Genomic DNA, 21,499 nt, shown 5'->3' on the forward strand with positions numbered 1-21,499 from the left:
TGGAGAGGGAATGATCCAGCCGCCCATGGGCAGGCGGCGGCGTGGCTCAGAAGGCCAGGGCGCGACGCGGCGCGGCGACCGGTCGTTCTGTCGGGGCGTCTACCACGCGACGCTCCGCATGCTGGTCGAGCAGCTTGTCCAGCAGGCCCTGCAGTGCACGTCTCTTCATGTCTTTGAGCATCGCGAATCCTCCGGGGATCGTTATAGCCATGGCTATATTAAATAGCAGACCCTATCGGAAGGTGTTAGTGCTTTTTCTCAATCGAACGGATAGAGAGTCCCCATAAAAAAGGGGGCCTATCGGCCCCCGAGGGAAATCGAAGTGATCTCAGCCTTCGATTTCGATCAACACCTCGCCCGGATTCACGCGGTCGCCCTTGGCTACCCGTACCGCGGTGACGGTACCGGCGATGGGCGCCTGGATCTCGGTTTCCATCTTCATGGCCTCGGTGACCAGCACGCCCTGCCCAGCCTTGACCTGCTCGCCCTCCTTCACCAGCACCTCGACGATGTTGCCCGGCATGGTGGTACTGACGTCGCCCGGACGCTCCGCCTGGCGCCGCCGCTGGCCGCCCTCGGCGACGAAGTCGCCACTGGCCTCGAACACTACCTCTTCCGGCACCCCGTCGATGGACAGGTAGAAGTGCCGCTTGCCTTCGGTCTTGAGACCGATGCCGGTGATGTCCACCTGGTAGGTCTCGCCATGCACGTCGACGCTGAAGGCGGTCGGCACACCCTGGCCGCCCACCGCCGCCACGCCATCCGCGCTGGGGATGGGCAGCAAGGCTTCCGGCACCAGGGTGCCCGCGGCGCGTTCCTCGAGGAACTTGCGGCCGATGTCGGGGAACATGGCGAAGGTCAGCACGTCCTCTTCGCTCCGGGCCAGGTCGCCGATGTCGGCGCGCAGGCGCGCCAGTTCCGGGCTGAGCAGATCGGCGGGACGGACGTCGATGACCTCTTCCTGGCCGATGGCCTGCTTGCGCAGCTGCTCGCAGATCGCGCCAGGCGCCTTGCCGTAGCGGCCCTGCAGATAGAGCTTCACCTCGTTGGTGATGGTCTTGTAGCGCTCGCCGGCCAGCACGTTGAAGAACGCCTGGGTGCCGACGATCTGCGAGGTCGGGGTGACCAGGGGGGGATAGCCCAGGTCCTTGCGCACCCGCGGGATCTCTTCCAGCACCTCGTTCATGCGATTGAGGGCACCCTGCTCGCGCAGCTGGTTGGCCAGGTTGGAGATCATGCCGCCCGGCACCTGGTTGACCTGCACCCGGGTGTCGACGCCGGTGAATTCGCTCTCGAACTGGTGGTACTTCTTGCGCACCGCATGGAAGTACAGGCCGATCTCCTGCAACAGCTCCAGGTCCAGCCCGGTGTCATAGGGCGTGTCACGCAGGGCGGCGACCATGGATTCGGTGCCCGGATGGCTGGTACCCCAGGCCATACTGGAGATCGCCGTCTCGATGCGGTCGGCGCCGTTCTCCACCGCCTTGAGCTGGCACATGGAGGCCACCCCGGCGGTGTCGTGGGAATGCACCACCACGTCCAGTGCCAGGGCCTCCTTGAGCGCCTTGACCAGATCGCCGGTGGCATAGGGCGTGAGCAGGCCGGCCATGTCCTTGATGGCGATGGAATCCACGCCCAGGTCGGCCATCCGCCGCGCCTGGTCGACGAAGGCCGCCACGCTGTGCACCGGGCTGGTGGTGTAGCAGAGGGTGCCCTGGGCATGCTTGCCGGTGGCCTTGACCGCGCGGATGGCGGTTTCCAGGTTACGCACATCGTTCATGGCATCGAAGATGCGGAAGACGTCGGTGCCATTGGCCGCGGCGCGCTCGACGAAGGCCTCGACCACGTCGTCGCTATAGTGCCGGTAACCCAGCAGGTTCTGGCCACGCAGGAGCATCTGCAGGCGGGTGTTGGGCAAGGCCTTGCGCAGCTGGCGCAGGCGTTCCCACGGATCCTCCTTGAGGAAGCGCACGCAGGCGTCGAAGGTAGCGCCGCCCCAGACTTCCAGCGACCAGTAGCCAACCTGGTCGAGCTTGGCGCAGATCGGCAGCATGTCTTCGGTGCGCATGCGGGTCGCCAGCAGCGATTGGTGGGCGTCGCGCAGGATGGTGTCGGTGATCTGGATGCTTTTCATTGTTCTGTCGTCCTTACAGACCGGCGTGGGCGGCGATGGCGGCGGCGATGGCGATGGCCAGGTGCGTCGGGTTGCGCTTGATCGAGTACTGGGTCAGCTCCGGATGGCCTTCCACGAAGCTGGTGTTGAAGCGCCCGCTACGGAATTCGGGATCGCGCAGGATGGCCTCGTAGTAGGGCGCGGTGGTCTTCACCCCCTGCACGCGCATGTCGTCCAGGGCGCGCAGGCCGCGATCCATGGCTTCTTCCCAGCTCAGCGCCCAGACGATCAGCTTCAGGCACATGGAGTCGTAGTACGGCGGGATCACGTAGCCGGTGTAGATGGCGGTGTCGGTGCGCACCCCCGGGCCGCCCGGCGCGTAGTAGCGGGTGATCTTGCCGAAGCTCGGCAGGAAGTTGTTCTTCGGGTCTTCGGCGTTGATGCGGAATTGCAGGGCGAAGCCGCGGTGCTGGACGTCTTCCTGGGCGAAGGACAGCGGCAGCCCGGAGGCGATGCGGATCTGCTCGCGAACGATGTCGATGCCGGTGATTTCCTCGGTGATGGTGTGCTCCACCTGCACCCGGGTATTCATCTCCATGAAATACACCTCGCCCTCGGCGAGCAGGAATTCCACGGTGCCGGCGTTCTCGTAACCCACCGCCTTGGCCGCGCGCACGGCGAGATCACCGATGTAGGCGCGCTGCTCGGGGGTGAGCTGGGGGCTGGGGGCGATCTCGATCAGCTTCTGGTTGCGCCGCTGGATGGAGCAGTCGCGCTCGAACAGGTGCACGGTGTTGCCGTGCCTGTCGGCGAGGATCTGCGCCTCGATGTGCTTGGGATTGACGATGCACTTCTCGAGGAACACCTCGGCCGAGCCGAAGGCCTTGGTCGCCTCGGAGATCACCCGCGGATAGGCCTGTTCCAGCTCCTCGCGCGAGTTGCAGCGGCGGATCCCGCGCCCACCGCCGCCGGAGGTGGCCTTGAGCATCACCGGGTAGCCGAGGCGGTCGCCTTCCTGCAGGGCCTCGGCGAGATCCGCCACGTTGCCTTCGGTGCCCGGGGTGCAGGGCACGCCGGCAGCGATCATGCTGCGCCGGGCCTCGGTCTTGTCACCCATGCGCCGGATGACGTCGGCGGACGGCCCGATGAAGCGGATACCGCGCTGGGCGCAGATCTCCGCCAGCTCGGCGTTCTCCGAGAGGAAGCCATAGCCGGGATGGAGGGCGTCGCAACCGGTCTCCACGGCGAGGTTCACCAGCTTGCGCGGGTTGAGATAGCCCTCCAGCGGATCGCTGCCGATGCCATGGGCCTCGTCGGCACGTTTCACGTGGAGCGCTTGGCGATCGGCATCGGAATAGACCGCCACCGAACGAATGCCCATCTCGGCACAGGCCCGGACGATACGCACGGCGATTTCGCCGCGGTTGGCGATGAGTATCTTCTTGATCACACCTGGCTCCTTGTCTGTTGCAGCCCGCAGCCGCTTGTTATTGCCGGTGTCTCGACGCTACGCCAGGGTCTCCCTTATGGAAAATAAATAATTGTTGGATACTCCATAAGTAATCACTTATGGACGCGGTCGATACCCATGCGCAAGCCCTTGATGCGGCTCACCTTTCGCCAACTGCAGGTATTCGAGGCCGTCTGCGAAGCCCGCTCCTACAGCCGTGCCGCCGACATCATGGCGCTGACCCAACCCGCGGTGAGCCTGCAGGTGCGCCAGCTGGAAGAGGTGGTAGGTGCCCCGCTGTTCAACTACCTCAATCGCACCCTCTACCTCACCGAGGCCGGCGAGGCGTTGCGCCAGACCGGGCGCGATCTCTTCGCCCGCCTGGGCAGCCTGGACATGCAGCTGTCGAATCTGCGCGGCGCCCTGCACGGCCAGTTGCGCCTGGGAGTGGAGAGCAGCGCCCAGTACCTGGCGCCGCACCTCTTCAGCCAGTTCCGTGGCAGTCACCCCCAGGTCGATCTGGCACTGACCGTGGGCAACCATGCCCGGATGCTGCGGCGGCTGACGGAGAGTCGCGAAGACGTGGCCTTGATGTCCGGGGTGCCGGGCAACGCGGACCTGGAGTTCCTGCCCCTGCTGGACAACGCCATCGTCGCCGTGGCGCGCCCCGGTCATGCCCTGGCGGGATGCAGCGGCCTGAGCCTGCGCGACCTGACCCGCTATCCGCTGCTGGTACGCGAGGTGGGCTCCGGTACCCGCCAGGCCTGCGAGGACTATCTCAAGCAGAAGCGGGCACACTTCGCCGAGCAGCTGGAGATCGGCGCCTTCGAGGCGCAGCGCGAGGCGGTCCGTGCCGGCCTGGGCCTGGCCCTGCTGCCACGCCAGGCCATTCGCAGCGAGCTCGTCGCCGGGAGCCTGGTCGAACTGGACGTCGCCGAGCTGCCGCTGCGCCGCTCCTGGTGCGTGGTCCACCCGCGCGGCAAGCCGCTGTCGCCGGTGGCCCAGGCCTTCGTCGACTACCTGCGTAGCCAGCGCAGCCTGATCAATGCGTTAGGTATCGCCCTGGAACCTGCTGCAGGCGCTGCGCCTGGCGCTCGTCCAGCAACTGGTTGAGGAACAGCAGTTCATCGAGTTCCACGGCGAGCCGCTGCTCCTCGGCACGGGCCTCGATGGCGCGACGGAATTTCATCCGCCGCTGATCCTGTAGCTTTCTGCGGGTCTTGCTGTCGAGACGGGCGCTGGATTCCTGGACGAGAGCGGTCATGCCTATTCCTCCGGGCTGGGATCGGAATGGGCAGCTTCCCCCTAACAGGTGACGGTTTGGCGACAGCCCGACGACTATTGGGTGTCGTTGTGCTTGGTCGACTTCGACGACAGCCGCAGACTGCGCAAGCTGCGCTTGACGCTCTTGAGGTGCTCGACCAACGCCGGCCCGCGCGACATGGCCACGCCCATGGCCAGGACATCGATCACCACCAGGTGGGCGATGCGCGAGGTCAGGGGCACATAGATGTCGGTGTCCTCGTGGACGTCGATGGCGATGTTCACCGTGGACAGATCGGCCAGGGGCGTCTGTCCCGGACAGATGGTGATGAGGGCGGCGCCATTGTCGCGCACCAGGTTGGCAGTGATCAGCAGGTCCTTGGAGCGCCCCGACTGGGAGATGCAGATGGCGGCGTCGGAAGGCGTCAGGGTCGCCGCCGACATGGCCTGCATGTGCGGATCGGAATAGGCCGTGGCACTCAGCTGCAGGCGAAAGAACTTGTGCTGGGCATCGTTGGCCACCGAGCCCGAGGCGCCGAAGCCGTAGAACATCACCCGCTGCGCCTTGGCGATCGCCTCGATGGCCGTCTCCAGCGCCCGCATGTCCAGCCGCTCGCGCACGTCCATCAGCGTATGCAGGGTGGTGTCGAAGATCTTCAGGCTGAAGTCCTCCACGGCATCGTTCTCATGGATGGCGAACTGGCCGAAACTGGCGCCCGCCGCCAGGCTCTGCGCCAGGCGCAGCTTGAGATCCTGGAAGCCATCGCAGCCGATCGCCCGGCAGAACCGCACGATGGTGGGCTCGCTCACCCCGACGTTGTGGGCGAGATCGGCCATGGAGCTGTGCATGACCGCTGCCGGATCCACCATGACCTGCTCGGCGACCTTGAGCTCCGACTTGCGCAGCAGGTGGCGGGATTGAGCAATGTGTTGCATGAGGTTCACAGGCGTATCTCGGCTAGCGGGCGGATGTAGTGCGTCGTACTTATACTACATAACGGTTGGCTAGGCTCTTGGTCATTACGATTCAGCACGGCTTTTTCGACCTTTTCCAAGGCTTTTCGGTAGTCGTCCACACCACCGACTACCCGGGCCAGGAATAGCGCCTGGCCAAGGTGCGCAAGGTCCTGGGCGGTGGCGCCCAGCCGTCCCGTCCCGCCCTCGCCTCCTATCCGTCTGGTTTGGCGCTCCTTTCGCCGCATCGGTAGAATGCGGTGATGAACGACGACATCTCCCTGCTGCTCAATTCCCTCAACGATGCCCAGCGCCAGGCCGTGGCCGCGCCCCTGGGTCGCCAACTGGTCCTGGCCGGTGCCGGCTCGGGCAAGACCCGGGTGCTGGTGCACCGCATCGCCTGGCTGATCCAGGTCGAGCGCGCCTCGCCGCACTCCATCCTCTCGGTGACCTTCACCAACAAGGCCGCCGCCGAGATGCGCCACCGCATCGAGCAGTTGCTGGGCATGAGTCCGCAGGGCATGTGGGTCGGCACCTTCCACGGCCTGGCCCACCGGCTGTTGCGCGCCCACTGGCAGGAAGCGGGGCTGGCGCAGAATTTCCAGATCCTCGACAGCGACGACCAGCAGCGCATCGTCAAGCGGGTGATCCGCGAGCTGGGCCTCGACGAGCAGCGCTGGCCGGCGCGCCAGGCGCAGTGGTTCATCAACGGCCAGAAGGACGAGGGCCTGCGCCCGCAGCACATCCAGGCGGTCGGTGACCTCTTCCTCAGCACCATGCGCAGCATCTACGAAGCCTACGAGGCGGCCTGCGCCCGGGCCGGGGTGATCGACTTCTCCGAGCTGCTGCTGCGCGCCCTGGACCTCTGGCGCAACAACCCCAGCCTGCTGGAGCACTACCAGCGGCGCTTCCAGCACCTGCTGGTGGACGAATTCCAGGACACCAACGCCGTCCAGTACGCCTGGCTCAAGCACCTCGCCCAGAACGGCGCCAGCCTCATGGTGGTGGGCGACGACGACCAGTCCATCTACGGCTGGCGCGGCGCCAAGATCGAGAACATCCAGCAGTTCAACGAGGATTTCTCGGCCGAGATCATCCGCCTGGAGCAGAACTACCGCTCCACCGACACCATCCTCAAGGCCGCCAACGGCCTGATCGCCCACAACTTCGGCCGGCTCGGCAAGGAGCTGTGGACCGACACCGGCGAAGGCGACGCCATCACCCTCTATGCCGGCTTCAACGAGCACGATGAGGCGCGCTATATCGTCGAGACCATCGAGAGTGAATTCAAGAAGGGCATCCGGCGCAGCGAGATGGCCATCCTCTACCGCTCCAACGCCCAGTCGCGGGTGCTGGAAGAGGCCCTGCTGCGCGAGAAGATCCCCTATCGCATCTATGGCGGCCTGAGATTCTTCGAGCGCGCCGAGATCAAGAACGCCATGGCCTACCTGCGGCTGATCCAGCATCGCCACGACGATGCCGCCCTGGAGCGAGTGATCAACGTGCCGCCGCGCGGCATCGGCGAAAAGACCGTGGAAGCGCTGCGCAGCGCCGCGCGCGCCCAGAACACCTCGCTGTGGCAGGCCCTGCACGACCTGGTCGGCGCCCGCGCGGTCTCCGGTCGCGCCGCCTCGGCGCTCAACGCCTTCGTCGAGCTGGTCGATACCCTGGCGCTCAAGGCCGAGGACCTGTCCCTGCACAACCTGGTGCAGCAGATCATCGAGCAGACCGGCCTGGTCACCTTCCACAAGGAAGAAAAGGGCGAGAAGGGCCAGGCCCGGGTGGAAAACCTGGAGGAACTGGTCAGCGCTGCGCGCTCCTTCGACTTCAGCGGCGACGAGGAGATGACGCCCCTGGCGGCCTTCCTCGACCATGCCGCCCTGGAATCCGGCGACACCCAGGCCGACAGCCATGAAGACAGCGTCCAGCTGATGACCCTGCACAGCGCCAAGGGCCTGGAATTCCCGCTGGTGTTCCTCGCCGGCCTGGAAGAAGGCCTGTTCCCGCACAAGATGAGCCTGGAAGAACCTGGCCGCCTGGAAGAGGAGCGCCGCCTGGCCTACGTGGGCATCACCCGCGCCATGCGCCGCCTGGTGATGAGCTATGCCGAGACCCGTCGGCTCTACGGCAGCGAGACCTACAACAAGGTCTCGCGCTTCGTGCGCGAGGTACCGGACGGCCTGATCCAGGAGGTGCGGCTGTCCAATGCGGTCAAGCAACCCTTCGCCGGCAGCCGCCCCAGCCCCTTCGCCCAGGCGCCGGTCCCGGAAACCACCTTCAGCCTCGGCCAGCCGGTGCGGCATGCCCTGTTCGGCGAGGGCGTCATCCTCAACTACGAGGGCTCCGGTGCCCATGCGCGGGTGCAGGTGAACTTCAAGTCCGAAGGCAGCAAGTGGCTGATGGTGAGCTACGCCAAGCTCGAACCGCTCTAGCCATGACCACCTCCTGGCTGTTCTGGGCGCTACTGGCGGCGGGCTTCGCCGCCCTCACCGCCATCTTCGGCAAGCTGGGCGTGGCGCACGTCAACGCCGACTTCGCCACGCTGCTGCGTACCCTGGTGGTGGTCGTGGTGCTCGCTGCCATCGTCGCGGCCACCGGCCAGGCACAACCCCTCGCCAGCATCGGTGGCCGTACCTACCTGTTCCTGCTGCTGTCGGGCGTGGCCACCGGCCTGTCCTGGCTGTGCTATTACCGGGCGCTCAAGCTGGGCCCGGCCTCGCTGGTGGCGCCCGTGGACAAGCTCAGCGTGGTGCTGGTGGCGATCTTCGGCGTGGCGTTGCTGGGCGAGCGTCTGGACCTGCGCCAATGGTGCGGCATCGCCGCCATCGGCGGGGGCGTGCTGCTGTTGGCCTGGAAGCCCTGAGAGCCTATACAAAGTTTGCTGCGCGTCGGCCAAACTGCGTTGAAAAGCCCCTCGGATGCTCATTTACCACTCGTAAACTCCGCTTCTTCGGGTCTTTGATTCGCTAGCGCTCACCCTTTGGGCCAGCCGTTGGCTGTTACTCCCGCTGGTCGTTTCGCCTTGTTTTGCTCTAGCTCGCGAAACGTTGAATAGACTCTGAAAAGGGCGCAGGAAACGGGCCTGGCCACCGGTGGGAGATTGCCGGACGGCAGAAAGCGGCCAAGCCCATTTCCTGCATAGTGCAGTCCCTTGCCATCGACCCGTCTGATGCAAACGGCCGACTTAGAGCGATTCTGCCGTGTCGACCCCGGCACGGCAATGTTCGGATCCCGGAAACGCGGCCTAGTGCTGTCCGCCCTTGTCCTGCTCCAGGGTCTCGATGAAGGCGATCTGCAACCGCGAATGCACCCGGATGAACCAGCGCCACAGCACCGCGATCACCCCCACCGCGACCAGCCCGATCAGCAGCAGCCATTCCCCGCGCGGCAGGATGCTGCTGCTCAGGGCGGCGAGCAGTACCAGGATGCCGGCCAGCGACAATAGCGGGATCAGTTCGCTGACCAGGCGCCGCACCGGCTGGGTATAGCGACCGGCCTGGTTCTGCCGCACGCTGAGCTCGGCCATCAGCATGGCCAGCGCCTTGAGCTTGCGATAGGCGGCGATCAGGCAGGGCAGCGACAGCAGCAGCGCCCCGCCCCAGATGCAGGCCTTCTGCTGGTCGGGGTCGGCGATCCAGGTACTGAGCCAGCTCGCCAGGCCGCTGGCGAAGTAGGCGCCGCCGAGGAAGATGGCGATGACCAGCGACAGGTTGATGCCGACCTGCAGCAGGATGCGCCTCATCATGCCCGCCAGCACCGCCTTCTCGCCCTGGGGCTGGATGCTGCGCAGCCATTCGCCATAGATGCCCAGCACCCGCTGCAGGGGCTGCGGTAGCCAGCGACCGATCCACAGGGCCAGGGGATCGGCCGCCTTGATCAGGTAGGGCGTCAGCAGGGTGGTGATCGCCGAGACGGCCACCGCCACCGGATAGAGGAAGTGGCTGGTGACCCCCAGGGTGATACCCAGGGTGGCGATGATGAAGGAGAACTCGCCGATCTGCGCCAGGCCCATGCCGACCCTTAGCGAGGTGCGACCGTCGTTGCCGGCGATCAGGGTACCCAGGCTGCAGGCGAGGATCTTGCCCAGCACCACGGCAACGCTGATCACCGTGATCGGCCAGGCGTACTCGATCAGCACCTTGGGATCGAGCAGCAGGCCGATGGCGACGAAGAAGATGGCGCTGAACATGTCGCGCAGCGGCTCGACCAGCTTCTCGATCTTCAGCAGCTGGCGCGACTCGGCCATGATGGCGCCGATCAGGAAGGCGCCCAGCACCACGCTGTACTCCAGCTTGGCCACCAGCAGGCAGAAGCCGAAGCACAGTCCCAGCACCGTGATCAGCAGCATCTCGTTGCTCTCGAAGGTCGCCACGTAGGCCAGCAGCCGCGGCACCAGCAGGATGCCGATGACCAGCGCGACGATCATGAACAGGCTCAGCTTGCCCAGGGTCGCGGCCACCGCGCCCGGCTCCACCGAGCCGCTCACCGCCAGGCCCGACAGCAGGGCAATGATGCCGATGCCGAGGATGTCCTCGACGATCAGCACGCCGAAGATCTGCTGGGCGAAGCGCTCGTGCTTCATCTTCAGCTCGTTGAGCGCCTTGACGATGATGGTGGTCGAGGAGATGGCCAGGATGGCGCCGAGGAACAGCGAATCCATGTGCGACCAGCCGAACAGCTGGCCCACCTGATAGCCCAGCCAGAGCATCAGGCTGATTTCCAGGAAGGCGGCGATGAAAGCCGTGGCGCCGACCCGGAACAGCTTGCGCAGGGAGAACTCCAGGCCGAGGCTGAACATCAGGAAGATGACCCCCACCTCGGCGAGAGTCTTGATGCTTTCTTCGTCGTGGATCAGACCGAAGGGCGGGGTGTGGGGTCCGATGATGAAGCCGGCGAGGATGTAACCCAGGACCACGGGCTGCTTGAGGCGGTGGAAGAGGATGGTCACCACCCCGGCCACCAGCATGATGACCGCCATGTCCTGGATGAAAGCTAGAGCATGCATCGGCCGGGCCCTCCTATGACGGGCCGGGCACTCTCCCGACACCTGCGCTGACTGGAGTCCAAGACTAGCAGCTGCACACTCTTGTGACGGATTTTGCAAAAATCTGTAATAGATTGATGTGCTTGGAAAATTTCCAGCGCTTGGCAGACTCTTCCAGCGTTTCGCCGGGGTCGTGACAGGGCAAAATACCGAAACAATTCACGCTGGCTGTACTTGACCGGGCAGCGCAAGATGTATCCAACACCAGACTCTTCACAGAGAGAACACCACATGCAACGCCTGATGAGCATCTTCATGATCCTGTGCCTGGGCCTCACGCTCAGCCTGGATGCCAATGCCAAACGCATGGGCGCCGGCAAGTCCGCTGGCGCCGCGCCCATCCACCAGACCCGCCAGGCTGCGCCGACGCAGCAGCCGGGCATGGCCGCACCCGCCGCCGGTGCTGGCGCCGCTGCCGCTGCCCGTCCCAGTGGCGCCTCGCGCTGGCTCGGCCCGCTGGCCGGTATCGCCGCCGGTGGCCTGCTGGCCTCCATGTTCATGGGTGACGGCTTCGAAGGCTTCCAGTTCTTCGACTTCCTGATCCTGGCGCTCATCGCCTTCGTGATCTTCCGCCTCATCGCCCGTCGCAAGCAGCAAGCCGGTCCGCAACCCGCCGTCGCCGGTCATGCGCCGATGCAACGCGAGATGCCGAACCAGCCCAGCAACGGCGGTCTGTTCGGCGGTGCCGCCGCAGGCGCGGCACCGGTGATCAACGCACCGAGCTGGTTCAATGCCGAGCGCTTCGTCGCCGCTGGTCGCGACCATTTCATGAGCCTCCAGCAGCACTGGGATGCCAACGAGATGGACAAGATCGCCGAGTTCGTCACCCCGCAGATGCTGCAGTGGCTGCGTGACGAGCGCGCCGCCCTGGGTGAAGGCTTCCAGTCCACCTACATCGAGAACCTGAACGCCAGCCTGGATGGGGTCGAGGACCTGCAAGGCAAGACCATCGCCACCATTACCTTCAGCGGTGTATCCAAGGAATCGCGCTTCGACCAGGGCCAGCCGTTCAGCGAAAGCTGGCGCATGGAGCGCATGGCGGGCGAGAACCAGCCCTGGCTGCTGGCCGGTATCCGCCAGAACGCCTGATGCGGGCGTGCCCCTCGAAAGCCCGGCTCTAAGCCGGGCTTTTTCGTCTCGGGCCGATGCCGACCATCTCTCGAAACCGCTATCAAGTCCGCGCGGAAGCTGCCGTTATCCCGGACTGAACTGCTAACCTTGCGCGCCTCTTTTCCCATCCGGTGCGCATCTCGAGAGAGGCCTGCTATGGAAGACGTCATCGAACGCCTGCGTGAAGAAAACGAAACCGTTCCCGTGCCCCTGGAGCTGCCCGACGAAGACCTGCTGGTCGAGATCGAGGAAGAACTGCTCATCAGCCTGCCGCCGGAATTCCGTGAATTCCTGCTGACCGTCAGCGATGTGGTGTACGGCCGCATCGAGCCGGTGACGGTCACCGATCCCCAGTCCCATACCTATCTGCCGGAAGTCGCCGCCACCGCCTGGGACGAAGGCCTGCCGCGCGAGTACATTCCCCTCTGCGCCAGCGATGACGGCTACTACTGCGTCAGCCAGGAAGGCGAGGTCCTGTTGTGGGAAGATGGCGACCTGACCGACGAATCCTGGGATTCGGTGTGGATCTGGGCGCGCGACGTCTGGCTGGAAAGCTGACCGGGCGCCACTGAACGACCCCGCCTGGCCTGGGTCTGGATAAGGCCATCACTCTGGAGGATGCCCCATGAGCACTCCCGTCGTCCTGATCACCGGTGCCGCGGGTGGCCTCGGCCGCGCCCTGGCGCAACGCTTCGCCCAGAGCCGCTGGCGGGTCGCCGCGGCCGACCGCGATGCCGAAGGCCTGCACGGACTCAACGGTATCGTGGGCCTGGATTCCAGCGTGACCGCCGACATTTCCAGCGCCGAGGGCTGTCGCTCGCTGGTCAGCAAGGTGCTCGCCCGTACCGGACGGCTGGACGCCCTGATCAACGCCGCCGGCATCTGGCGCGAGGGTGAGGTGGAGACCTTCAGCGAGGAGGATTACGACCTGGTGATGGCGGTCAACCTCAAGGCCACCTTCTTCATGTGCTCGGCCGCCATTCCCTTCCTCAAGGAAAACCGCGGCGTCATCATCAACGTCGCCAGCGGGGCCGGCCGCCAGCCCATCGCCGGCGCAGCGGCCTATGGCGCGGCCAAGGCCGCGGTGCGCTTCTTCAGCCAGAACCTGGCGGTGGAACTCGCCCGGGACGGCGTGCGGGTCAACGCCGTGTCGCCGGGCGACATCGATACCCCCATGCTGGATTTCCAGGCGGCGCACTATGGCAGCGGCGATCCCGCCGGCTACCGGCGCAACCTGCTCAACCGCTATCCCCAGGGCGATACCGCGCGCTTCATCCAACCCGAGGAAGTGGCCGAGTTCGTCTATTTTCTTTGCCAACCCCAGGCTGCCGCCATCTCGGGTGCCGACCTGCCGATCGACTTCGGCCTGTCCGCCGGCCGCTGATCCCGCTGTGACAGACGGTGCCAGCGCGCCGTCTACCGCTTTTATCCTCGAGGATTCATCCATGGAAGCCGGCAACCACCAGTTGAGCATGACCATCCTGATGACGCCGGACCTGGCCAATTTCTCCGGCAATGTCCATGGCGGAGCCCTGCTCAAGCATCTCGACGAAGTGGCCTATGCCTGTGCCAGCCGCTATGCCGGGCGCTATGTGGTTACCCTGTCGGTGGATCAGGTGATCTTTCGCGAACCGGTGCACGTCGGTGAACTGGTGACCTTCCTGGCCTCGGTGAACTACACCGGGACCACCTCGATGGAAATCGGCGTCAAGGTCATTACCGAGAACATCCAGCAGCGTTCGGTGCGCCACACCAACAGCTGCTTCTTCACCATGGTGGCGGTGGACGAGAACGGCAAATCCTGCCCCGTGCCCCAGCTCGAACCGGTGACCGCGGACGAGAAGCGCCGCTGCGTGCAGGCCCAGCAGCGCCGGCAGATCCGTCGGGAACTTCAAGAGCGCTATCAGGCACTCAAGGAAACCTTTTGAGTTTTGCCGGCTAGGTCGCCGTCGTCCGACGGCAGCGGCTCCAGGATCTGGCAAGCCACATCCCTGGAGCCAGCATGTCCCATGACACCCCCCTGATATCAACCCTGGCGATCGGCCTGGTCCTGGCGTTCGTCTTCGGCACCCTGGCCACCCGCCTGCGGCTGCCACCGATCGCCGGCTACCTGCTCGCCGGAGTCGTTGCCGGCCCCTACACGCCCGGCTTCGTCGCCGACCCCGAACTGTCCAGGGAACTGACCGAGATTGGCGTCATCCTGCTGATGTTCGGCGTCGGCCTGCATTTCTCCATCAAGGACCTGCTGGCGGTCAAACGCATCGCCATCCCCGGGGCCATCGTCCAGATCGCCGTGGCCACCCTCATGGGCATGGGCGTGAGCCATGTCCTCGGCTGGGGGCTGGGGAGCGGCCTGGTGTTCGGCCTGTCCCTGTCGGTGGCCAGTACCGTGGTGCTGCTGCGGGCGCTGGAAGAGCGCCAGATGGTGGAAAGCCGCCGCGGGCGCATCGCCGTGGGCTGGCTGATCGTCGAAGACCTGCTGATGGTGCTGGCCCTGGTGGTCCTGCCGGCCCTGGCAGGACCCCTGGGCGGCGATGGCGGCGAGGAGCCCGGCCAGAGCCTGGGTCTGGAATTGGGCCTCACCGCGCTCAAGGTCGGCGCCTTCATCACCCTGATGCTGCTGGTGGGCCGGCGGTTCATCCCCTGGCTGCTGGCGCGCGTGGTGCGCACCGGCTCGCGCGAACTCTTCACCCTGGCGACCCTGGCCATCGCCATGGGTATCGCCTATGGCTCGGCATCGCTGTTCGGCGTCTCCTTCGCCCTGGGTGCCTTCTTCGCCGGCGTGGTGCTCAACGAATCGGAGCTCAGCCACGATGCCGCGGAAAACTCGCTGCCCCTGCGCGAAGCCTTCGCCGTGCTGTTCTTCTTTTCGGTGGGCTGCCTGTTCGATCCGGAAATCCTGCTGGAACGACCCTGGGCGGTACTGGCGACGGTGGCGGTCATCGTCTTCGGCAAATCCATCGCCGCGACGCTCATCGTCCTGGCCTATCGCCGTCCGCTCAGCGTGGCCCTGACCATCGCCGCCAGCCTGGCGCAGATCGGTGAATTCTCCTTCATCCTCGCCAGCCTCGGGCTGTCGCTGAAGCTGCTCGACCAAGGCGCCCACGACCTGATCCTGGCCGCCGCCATCATTTCCATCATCCTCAATCCGCTGCTGTTCCACGGCATCGATCTGCTGCAGCCCTGGATGGAGCGCCGGGAAGGCCGGCGCCTGATCAACACGAAGGGCAAGCATGCCCCGGAACTGGACGACGACGAGCCCGATCCCGTGCCGCACCGGGGGCATCTGGTGCTGGTGGGCTATGGCCGGGTGGGACGCTACATCTGCGACCGTCTGAGCGGCGAGGGTCCGCCCCTGATCGTGATCGCCGACGAGCCCGACCATGTCACGGCGCTAAGGCAGCAAGGCTTCAAGGCCATCCTGGGCAACGCGACCCAGGACAAGGTGCTGGCCCGGGCGAAACTCGCGGAAGCGCGGGCCCTGCTGCTGGCGATACCCAATGGCTTCGAAGCGGCGGAAATCGCCCGCCGGGCCCGGGAGCTGGCACCCGACCTGCACATCCTCGCCCGTGCCCACCACGACGACGAGATCCGGCATCTGGAAGGTCATGGCGTCGACGAAGTGATCATGGGCGAACGGGAAATCGCCCATGGCATGTTCCGCTACCTAGGCCTGGAGCGGCCCGGCGAGACCGAGGCGGAGCCCGGAGGCGCCGCGGCCTAGCGGCGCTGGATCTTGAAGTTGAAGGTCTTGGTGGCCTTGCGCGGCACGATCTGGCCGCCAGACACCCGCGGCGCGAAGCGCCATTCGCCAAGCACGTCGAGTACGGCGCGTTCCAGTTGCTTGTTCGAGGCCTCCAGCACCTGGATATCGGCGAGGCGCCCGTCGGCGGTCACAGTGAACATCACCCGCACCTCACCCCCTACCCCACGGCGACGCAGGATTTCCGGATACTCCGGCGCCGTCATCTTGATCGGCCGGATGTCGGCGTCATCGATGCTGCCGGTTGGCAGGCCTGCGGTCTTCGGCGGACCGGGAGGCGCGGCCGCCGGCGTCGGCTGACTGGGTGCGGCCGTGGTAGCCGGCGCGGGTGCCGGCGTCGGTGCCGCCTCGGCGACCGGCTCAGGCGTGGGCTCGACCTTCTTCGGCAGGGGCTTCTGCTGGCTGTGCTCGACCGGCTTGGGCTTCGGCTTGGGTTTGGGCTTTTCCACCACCGGCTTGGGCGGCTCCACCGGTTTCGGCGGCTCCACCGGTTTCGGCGGCTCCACGGGCTTGGGCGGCTCCGGCGGTGGCGGTTCGGGTTGCGGCGGCGGAGGCGCGGGCGGTGCCGGTGTGGGCGCGGGTGGCTCCGGTACCGGCTTGGGCAGCTGGATGAAGCTAACCTGCATGGGCTCGTCACCCTTGGCGATCTTCAGCTCGGGTGGCGTCTGAACCACCAGGAACAGCGCCGCGGCCATGCTGGCATGCATGATCAGCGACAGGGCCGAGGCAGCGCCCCAGCCACGGCCGCGCGGTGGCTGTTCACCCGGCTCGGCGGCTCCTACCGAGGTGAGCGCCGGGGTGAGGATCTCTTCGTTTCGCTCCGGCATCCGGAACGACAGGATGGTGGCGGAAGACTCGCCACGGTTTGCGTTGACCCCGGCGACCGGTTCCACATCGCCCACCATGGCGGCCCTGTTGGGTCCTTGGATGGATTCGACGTGTTCGCCGTCGGAGCGCTCGGCGACTACGGTCGGTTCAGGTCGGGCAAGGGGCGTCAGAGCCATGGGAACGATACGCAGAGGAAGTCAATTTAATAATCATTATCATTAACTGAACGAATTTGGCAACCTCAAATGTCGCGAATGGTCCCGCGTATCCCCTTTTCAAGGGCCTCTAGGTCTGGCATTTCCGCCAGGATCAACTCCAGCCGATTGTCCCGTCGCCAGGGGGTCGGCTCCCAGTGTCCTTCCCGGGCCACGCCGTTGTAGGCCTGCCAGCCGTCTTCCAGCTGCAGGCAGGCCTTTAGCCGCAACAGACCCGGAAGATCCGCCAGCAGGGCCAGCAGCGTCGGACCGGCGAAGCTGTGGCTCGGGTGCCAGCGCCAGCCGAGAGCATGCTGCCCCTCCTGGGTATGGCTGAATCTCAGCGGTCGACCGGGCAGCAGCAGTGCCTGGGGTGGCGCGGCGCCCTCCGGCTCGGGTAGCTCGCCGCTTGCCGAGATGGCGGTCGTCGTCCGTGGCAGGTCCTCCAGGGCGATCCGGCCCGCCGAGGTCCAGTACAGCGGCCGGTCGCGCAGCAGCGGGGGCGGATTCGTGCGCTCCAGGTGCTCGCTCTTGTTGAGCACCACCAGACCGGCCAGCTCCAGGGCCTGTTGCTGGGCCGCCACCAGGGGCGGGCCATCGACCAGTTGCCGGGCATCCACCACCCAGACCAGCGGCTGTAGGGTCAGTACCCCGGCCCAGGGCGGCGCCTGGAGCTGGCGATAGAGACTGGCCGGATGCCCCAGGCCGGAGGGTTCGATGAACAGCCGCTGTGGCCGCGCCCGCCGCAGCAGGCGGGTCAGGGCCACCTGCAGGGGCACGCCCTGCACACAGCACAGGCAGCCACCCGGTACCTCGGCGATGGCCAGGCCGTCGTCGGCGGTGGTCATGAGCGCCGCATCGAGACCGATCTGGCCGAATTCGTTGACCAGGATGGCCCAGCGCTCGTCACCCGGACGCTGGGCGAACAGCTGGCGGATCAGGGTCGTCTTGCCGGCACCCAGGGGACCGGCGATCACATGGGTCTTGATATCGGCTAGGCGCATGGCGAAAGGTCGAATGCTAGAGTGGCGGTTTCGTCTGGGAGATTGGCTGGAATGTGGCGACTGTTGATGACCCTGGCCCTGTTGCCGTCACTGGCGCTCGCCGATGCCTGCGTGATCCGCAGTCGCCAAGGCAGTGTGGACGTGCAGGTCTGCCAGAGCAATATCGACATCCCCGCCCAGTTGTTCCACGAGGGCTTCTGCCAGCCCCAGCTCAAGGGTCAGCAGACCGAGGTCCGTTTCGTCGAGCGGTGCCCGGTGGGCGAGATCGGCATCTGCCAGGGCGCCCGCAGCCCCGGTGTACCCTATCGGCAGGACATCCACTACTACGGCGAACCCGGCGACGGGCGTTTCCTCGCCGTCGCCTGTGTCCAGCAGAACCGGGGCAGTTGGCGGGTACCCTGACGAATTCCACCACCCGGCGCCGGCGAGAGCGTCGTGCGCCACTCAGGCTACCTTGGCCTGAACGGTGAACAGACTCGCCCCCAAGGCCACGAAGGACGCGCCGAACAGCCGGTTCAGCAGGCGGGCACGATGCGGCGCGACGAGCTGGCGCCGGAGCACCCGCGCCAGGGTCACGTAGCAGCCATGGGAAAGCAGCGAGCAGGCCGCGAAGGTCAGCACGAGAAGACCCAGCTGGGCGTGCGAGTCGCTGTCCGGGCGGATGAACTGCGGCAGGAAGGCGGCGAAGAACAGGATCGCCTTGGGGTTGGTCAGCGCCACCAGGACCCCGTTGAACAGCAGTCTGCGATTGGACAGCGCACGCCTGGCCGGCGGGTCGAGCCTGTCGAAGGCGCTGCTGCGGGTGAGGGTAACCAGCAGGGCGACTGCGACGAAACCTAGCCAATCGTGGAGCGACATCCTTGCACCTCGCCTGGACAACTTTCCTTGAATCACCGGGGGTAGCCTGCGCTCAGGCCGGGATGCCTAGCGCGGGCTCCGACGTGCACCCCAACCAGTGCCTTGAGCTCGGAGCGCCGGAACGCCATGCAGAAGACGGTAGCCGAGGCTACCTGGCCGCTGCAACGGCTCGGCGCTCCGAGCGTTCCACGTGGAACCTTGGCTTATTCCACGGTCACCGATTTCGCCAGGTTGCGCGGCTGGTCCACATCGGTGCCCTTGAACACGGCCACATGGTAGGACAGCAGCTGCAAGGGGATGGTGTAGAGGATCGGCGACAGGGCGTCGTGGATGTGCGGCATGGACACGATGCGGGTGCCTTCGCCTTGCTCGAAGCCGGCACGCTCGTCGGCGAAGACAATCAGCTGGCCACCCCGCGCCCGTACCTCCTGCAGGTTGGACTTGAGCTTCTCCAGCAACTCGTTGTTGGGCGCCACCGTCACCACCGGCATGTCGGCATCCACCAGGGCCAGGGGCCCATGCTTGAGCTCGCCCGCCGGATAGGCCTCGGCGTGGATGTAGGAGATCTCCTTGAGCTTGAGCGCGCCCTCCATGGCCACCGGGTATTGCTCGCCGCGCCCGAGGAACAGGGTGTGGTGCTTCTCGGCGAAGGACTCCGCCAGCTTCTCCACGGTCTTGTCCATGGCCAGGGCTTCATCGAGTCGTGCCGGCAGACGGCGTAACTCGGCGACCAGTTCGGCTTCGATACCGGCAGCCAGGCGCTGCTGGCAGCGCCCCAGGCTCAGGGTCAGCAGCAACAGCGACACCAGCTGGGTGGTGAAGGCCTTGGTGGAGGCCACGCCGATCTCGGGACCGGCCTGGGTCAGGAAGCTCAGCTGGGATTCGCGCACCAGGGAGCTGGTCGCCACGTTGCAGATCGCCAGGCTGCTCAGGTAGCCGGACTGCTTGGCCATGCGCAGGGCGGCCAGGGTGTCGGCCGTTTCGCCGGACTGGGAGATGGTGACGAACAGGGTGTCCGGGCTGACGGCGACGCGGCGGTAGCGGAATTCGCTGGCCACTTCCACCTGGCACGGAATCCCCACGTACTCCTCGATCCAGTAGCGGGCCACCGAGCCGGCATGGAAGCTGGTACCGCAGGCGACGATCTGCACCTGGCGGACCTTGGCGAACAACTCGGTTGCGGACGGACCGAAGGCCTCGGGCAAGACCTGGCCATCGCCCAGGCGGCCTTCCAGGGTGCGCTGGACCACGCTGGGCTGCTCATGGATTTCCTTGAGCATGAAGTGGCGATAGGCGCCCTTGTCGGCGGCCTCGCTGCCCTCGTGGTACTGCACCGTTTCCCGCTGTACCGGTTGGCCATCGACGTCCCACAGGCTGACCTGATCCAGGCGGATCTCGGCGACGTCGCCCTCCTCCAGGTAGACGAAGCGATCCGTCACCTGGCGCAAGGCCAACTGGTCGGAGGCCAGGTAGTTTTCGCCCAGGCCCAGGCCGATGACCAGGGGACTGCCGCTGCGGGTCGCCACCAGGCGATCCGGCTGCTGGCGCCAGATGGCGGCCAGGCCGTAGGCACCGTGTAGTTCCTTGACCGCCGCCTTGAGCGCCGTGGTCAGATCGCCGCTGTCCTGCAGCTTGAGATGCAACAGGTGGACGATGACCTCGGTATCGGTCTGGGAGGTGAAGACGTAGCCCTGGGCCTTGAGCTGGGCGCGTAAGGCTTCGTGGTTCTCGATGATGCCGTTGTGCACCACCGCCACGTCACCCTGGGAGAAATGCGGGTGGGCATTGGCCTCGGTGGGCGCGCCATGGGTAGCCCAGCGGGTATGGGCGATGCCCAGGCGACCGGCCAGCGGATCGGCGAGCAGCCCCGCCTCCAGCTCGCTGACCTTGCCGATGCGGCGCAGTCGCTGCAGCTCGCCCTGGGCGTCCAGCAGCGCCAGCCCGGCGCTGTCGTAGCCACGGTATTCCAGGCGCTTGAGACCCTCGACCAGAATGGCGGTGATGTTACGCTCGGCAATGGCGCCGACAATTCCACACATGCTTACCTCCCGTTGCCTGCATTATCCACAGCGACGCTTCAGCGCCAGCTGTGGATGACCTGATTGTCTAGTTGTCCACAGCGGCGCGGACCACCTGCACACCGTGTCTTTCAATTGCCAGTGCCGCCGCGGGCGCCAGGCGTTCATCGGTGATGAGGACGTCTACCCTTTCCCACGGTAGTTCCAGATTCGGAATCCGCCTGCCCAATTTGTCCGCTTCGGCCATGACCACCACCTCGCGCGCGACCTCGGCCATCACGCGCGAGAGCGACAGGTGTTCGTTGAAGGTGGTGGTACCGCGTTCGGGGTCGAGGCCATCGGCGCCGATGAACAGCTGATCGAAGTCGTAGGAACGCAGCACCTGCTCGGCGACCTGGCCCTGGAAGGATTCCGAATGCGGATCCCAGGTCCCGCCGGTCATCAGCAGCATGGGCTCCTGTTCCAGCTCACGCAGGGCCGTGGCCACCTGCAGCGAATTGGTCATCACCACCAAGCCGGGGCGGCGGTCGAGCTGGGGAATCAGCGCCGCCGTGGTGCTGCCACAGTCGACGATGATCCGCGCATGTTCGCGTAGGCGCTGGGCCGCGGCCCGGGCGATGGCCTGCTTGAAGGGCGAGGCCTGGGGCGGTGCCTCCGCCAACAACTCCTGGGGCATGGCCACCGCGCCGCCATAGCGACGCAGCAGCAGGCCATTGCGCTCGAGCGTGGCCAGGTCCTTGCGGATGGTGACCTCCGAGGTCTCCAGCTGGCGGGCCAGTTCGTCAACGCTCACCTCGCCTTGCTGCTGGAGCTGGGCGAGGATGGCGTGGCGACGCTGAGCGGTATTGCGACGGGTCATAAATTTCGATTCGAAAGATAATGGATCGAATCAAAACCTAA

At 65.9% G+C, this 21,499-nt stretch carries 19 protein-coding genes and 1 pseudogene; 9 read left to right on the forward strand and 11 right to left on the reverse strand.

Going from position 1 to position 21,499, the window contains the following annotated elements:
* Positions 1-46: 46 nt before the first annotated feature.
* The 3 genes from FSV73_RS25790 to FSV73_RS12605 form a co-directional block, all read right to left on the reverse strand.
* Positions 47-169: a hypothetical protein gene (locus tag FSV73_RS25790; RefSeq protein WP_260856068.1), complete on the reverse strand. Its 123-nt coding sequence runs from the start codon at positions 167-169 to the stop codon at positions 47-49.
* A gap of 159 nt (positions 170-328) precedes the next feature.
* Positions 329-2,134, reverse strand: a complete 1,806-nt coding sequence (gene oadA / locus FSV73_RS12600; RefSeq protein WP_145008207.1) for a sodium-extruding oxaloacetate decarboxylase subunit alpha — start codon at positions 2,132-2,134, stop codon at positions 329-331.
* Between the two features lie 13 nt (positions 2,135-2,147).
* The gene (locus FSV73_RS12605; RefSeq protein ID WP_145008208.1) at positions 2,148-3,563 is read right to left on the reverse strand and encodes an acetyl-CoA carboxylase biotin carboxylase subunit; all 1,416 of its coding nucleotides are present in this window, start codon (positions 3,561-3,563) and stop codon (positions 2,148-2,150) included.
* Between the two features lie 138 nt (positions 3,564-3,701).
* Between FSV73_RS12605 and FSV73_RS12610 the strand changes: the two genes are divergently transcribed.
* The gene (locus FSV73_RS12610; RefSeq protein ID WP_186309222.1) at positions 3,702-4,676 is read left to right on the forward strand and encodes a LysR family transcriptional regulator; all 975 of its coding nucleotides are present in this window, start codon (positions 3,702-3,704) and stop codon (positions 4,674-4,676) included.
* Here the strand turns inward: FSV73_RS12610 and FSV73_RS12615 are convergent.
* The gene (locus FSV73_RS12615) at positions 4,606-4,827 is read right to left on the reverse strand and encodes a PA3496 family putative envelope integrity protein (protein ID WP_145008210.1); all 222 of its coding nucleotides are present in this window, start codon (positions 4,825-4,827) and stop codon (positions 4,606-4,608) included. The genes FSV73_RS12610 and FSV73_RS12615 overlap by 71 nt on opposite strands.
* A 74-nt stretch (positions 4,828-4,901) precedes the next feature.
* Complete coding sequence (gene hexR, locus FSV73_RS12620) at positions 4,902-5,771, reverse strand: transcriptional regulator HexR (RefSeq protein ID WP_145008211.1); 870 nt, start codon at positions 5,769-5,771, stop codon at positions 4,902-4,904.
* A 272-nt stretch (positions 5,772-6,043) separates the two neighbouring features.
* Here hexR and uvrD point away from each other — a divergent pair, with 272 nt between their 5' ends.
* Together uvrD and FSV73_RS12630 are read left to right on the forward strand one after the other, a co-directional pair.
* On the forward strand, positions 6,044-8,212 hold the full coding sequence (gene uvrD, locus FSV73_RS12625; protein WP_145008212.1) for a DNA helicase II: 2,169 nt from the start codon (positions 6,044-6,046) through the stop codon (positions 8,210-8,212).
* A 2-nt stretch (positions 8,213-8,214) separates the two neighbouring features.
* Entirely contained in the window at positions 8,215-8,643 is a 429-nt protein-coding gene (locus FSV73_RS12630; protein WP_145008213.1) for an EamA family transporter, read from the forward strand.
* A 381-nt stretch (positions 8,644-9,024) separates the two neighbouring features.
* On the opposite strand, the gene FSV73_RS12635 is transcribed toward FSV73_RS12630, so the two are convergent.
* A complete protein-coding gene (locus FSV73_RS12635) occupies positions 9,025-10,785 on the reverse strand; it encodes a cation:proton antiporter (RefSeq protein WP_145008214.1) in 1,761 nt (586 codons plus the stop codon).
* 270 nt (positions 10,786-11,055) lie between these two features.
* On the opposite strand from FSV73_RS12635, the gene FSV73_RS12640 reads away from it, so the two are divergent.
* The 5 genes from FSV73_RS12640 to ybaL all read left to right on the forward strand — a co-directional run bounded on the left by FSV73_RS12640 (position 11,056) and on the right by ybaL (position 15,658).
* Positions 11,056-11,913: a Tim44 domain-containing protein gene (locus FSV73_RS12640; protein ID WP_145008215.1), complete on the forward strand. Its 858-nt coding sequence runs from the start codon at positions 11,056-11,058 to the stop codon at positions 11,911-11,913.
* Positions 11,914-12,090: 177 nt separating this feature from the next.
* Positions 12,091-12,492, forward strand: coding sequence for an SMI1/KNR4 family protein (locus FSV73_RS12645; protein WP_145008216.1), 402 nt, complete (start codon positions 12,091-12,093; stop codon positions 12,490-12,492).
* A 67-nt stretch (positions 12,493-12,559) separates the two neighbouring features.
* The gene (locus FSV73_RS12650) at positions 12,560-13,318 is read left to right on the forward strand and encodes an SDR family NAD(P)-dependent oxidoreductase (protein ID WP_145008217.1); all 759 of its coding nucleotides are present in this window, start codon (positions 12,560-12,562) and stop codon (positions 13,316-13,318) included.
* Positions 13,319-13,379: 61 nt separating this feature from the next.
* Positions 13,380-13,862: an acyl-CoA thioesterase gene (locus tag FSV73_RS12655; RefSeq protein ID WP_007160109.1), complete on the forward strand. Its 483-nt coding sequence runs from the start codon at positions 13,380-13,382 to the stop codon at positions 13,860-13,862.
* Between the two features lie 74 nt (positions 13,863-13,936).
* The gene (gene ybaL, locus FSV73_RS12660; RefSeq protein ID WP_145008218.1) at positions 13,937-15,658 is read left to right on the forward strand and encodes a YbaL family putative K(+) efflux transporter; all 1,722 of its coding nucleotides are present in this window, start codon (positions 13,937-13,939) and stop codon (positions 15,656-15,658) included.
* On the opposite strand, the gene FSV73_RS12665 is transcribed toward ybaL, so the two are convergent.
* Positions 15,655-16,701: an energy transducer TonB gene (locus FSV73_RS12665; protein WP_260856069.1), complete on the reverse strand. Its 1,047-nt coding sequence runs from the start codon at positions 16,699-16,701 to the stop codon at positions 15,655-15,657. The two genes, ybaL and FSV73_RS12665, sit on opposite strands and share 4 nt — an antisense overlap.
* 65 nt (positions 16,702-16,766) lie before the next feature.
* Entirely contained in the window at positions 16,767-17,723 is a 957-nt protein-coding gene (locus tag FSV73_RS12670) for a CobW family GTP-binding protein (RefSeq protein WP_145008219.1), read from the reverse strand.
* A gap of 51 nt (positions 17,724-17,774) precedes the next feature.
* On the opposite strand from FSV73_RS12670, the gene FSV73_RS12675 reads away from it, so the two are divergent.
* Positions 17,775-18,125: an NADH:ubiquinone oxidoreductase gene (locus FSV73_RS12675; RefSeq protein WP_145008220.1), complete on the forward strand. Its 351-nt coding sequence runs from the start codon at positions 17,775-17,777 to the stop codon at positions 18,123-18,125.
* A 42-nt stretch (positions 18,126-18,167) separates the two neighbouring features.
* On the opposite strand, the gene FSV73_RS12680 is transcribed toward FSV73_RS12675, so the two are convergent.
* The 3 genes and pseudogenes from FSV73_RS12680 to FSV73_RS12690 all read right to left on the reverse strand — a co-directional run.
* The gene (locus FSV73_RS12680; protein WP_145008221.1) at positions 18,168-18,581 is read right to left on the reverse strand and encodes a LysE family translocator; all 414 of its coding nucleotides are present in this window, start codon (positions 18,579-18,581) and stop codon (positions 18,168-18,170) included.
* A gap of 203 nt (positions 18,582-18,784) precedes the next feature.
* Positions 18,785-20,620 carry a glutamine--fructose-6-phosphate transaminase (isomerizing) gene (gene glmS / locus FSV73_RS12685; RefSeq protein ID WP_145008222.1) on the reverse strand — a complete coding sequence of 612 codons (1,836 nt, stop codon included), beginning with the start codon at positions 20,618-20,620 and terminating at the stop codon, positions 18,785-18,787.
* 67 nt (positions 20,621-20,687) lie between these two features.
* A pseudogene (locus FSV73_RS12690) lies at positions 20,688-21,467 on the reverse strand (DeoR/GlpR family DNA-binding transcription regulator); the annotation flags it as partial.
* Between the last annotated feature and the right edge of the window lie 32 nt (positions 21,468-21,499).

Source organism: Pseudomonas oryzihabitans (assembly GCF_007665395.1).
In the GTDB taxonomy this organism is placed as follows: Bacteria; Pseudomonadota; Gammaproteobacteria; order Pseudomonadales; family Pseudomonadaceae; genus Chryseomonas; species Chryseomonas psychrotolerans_C.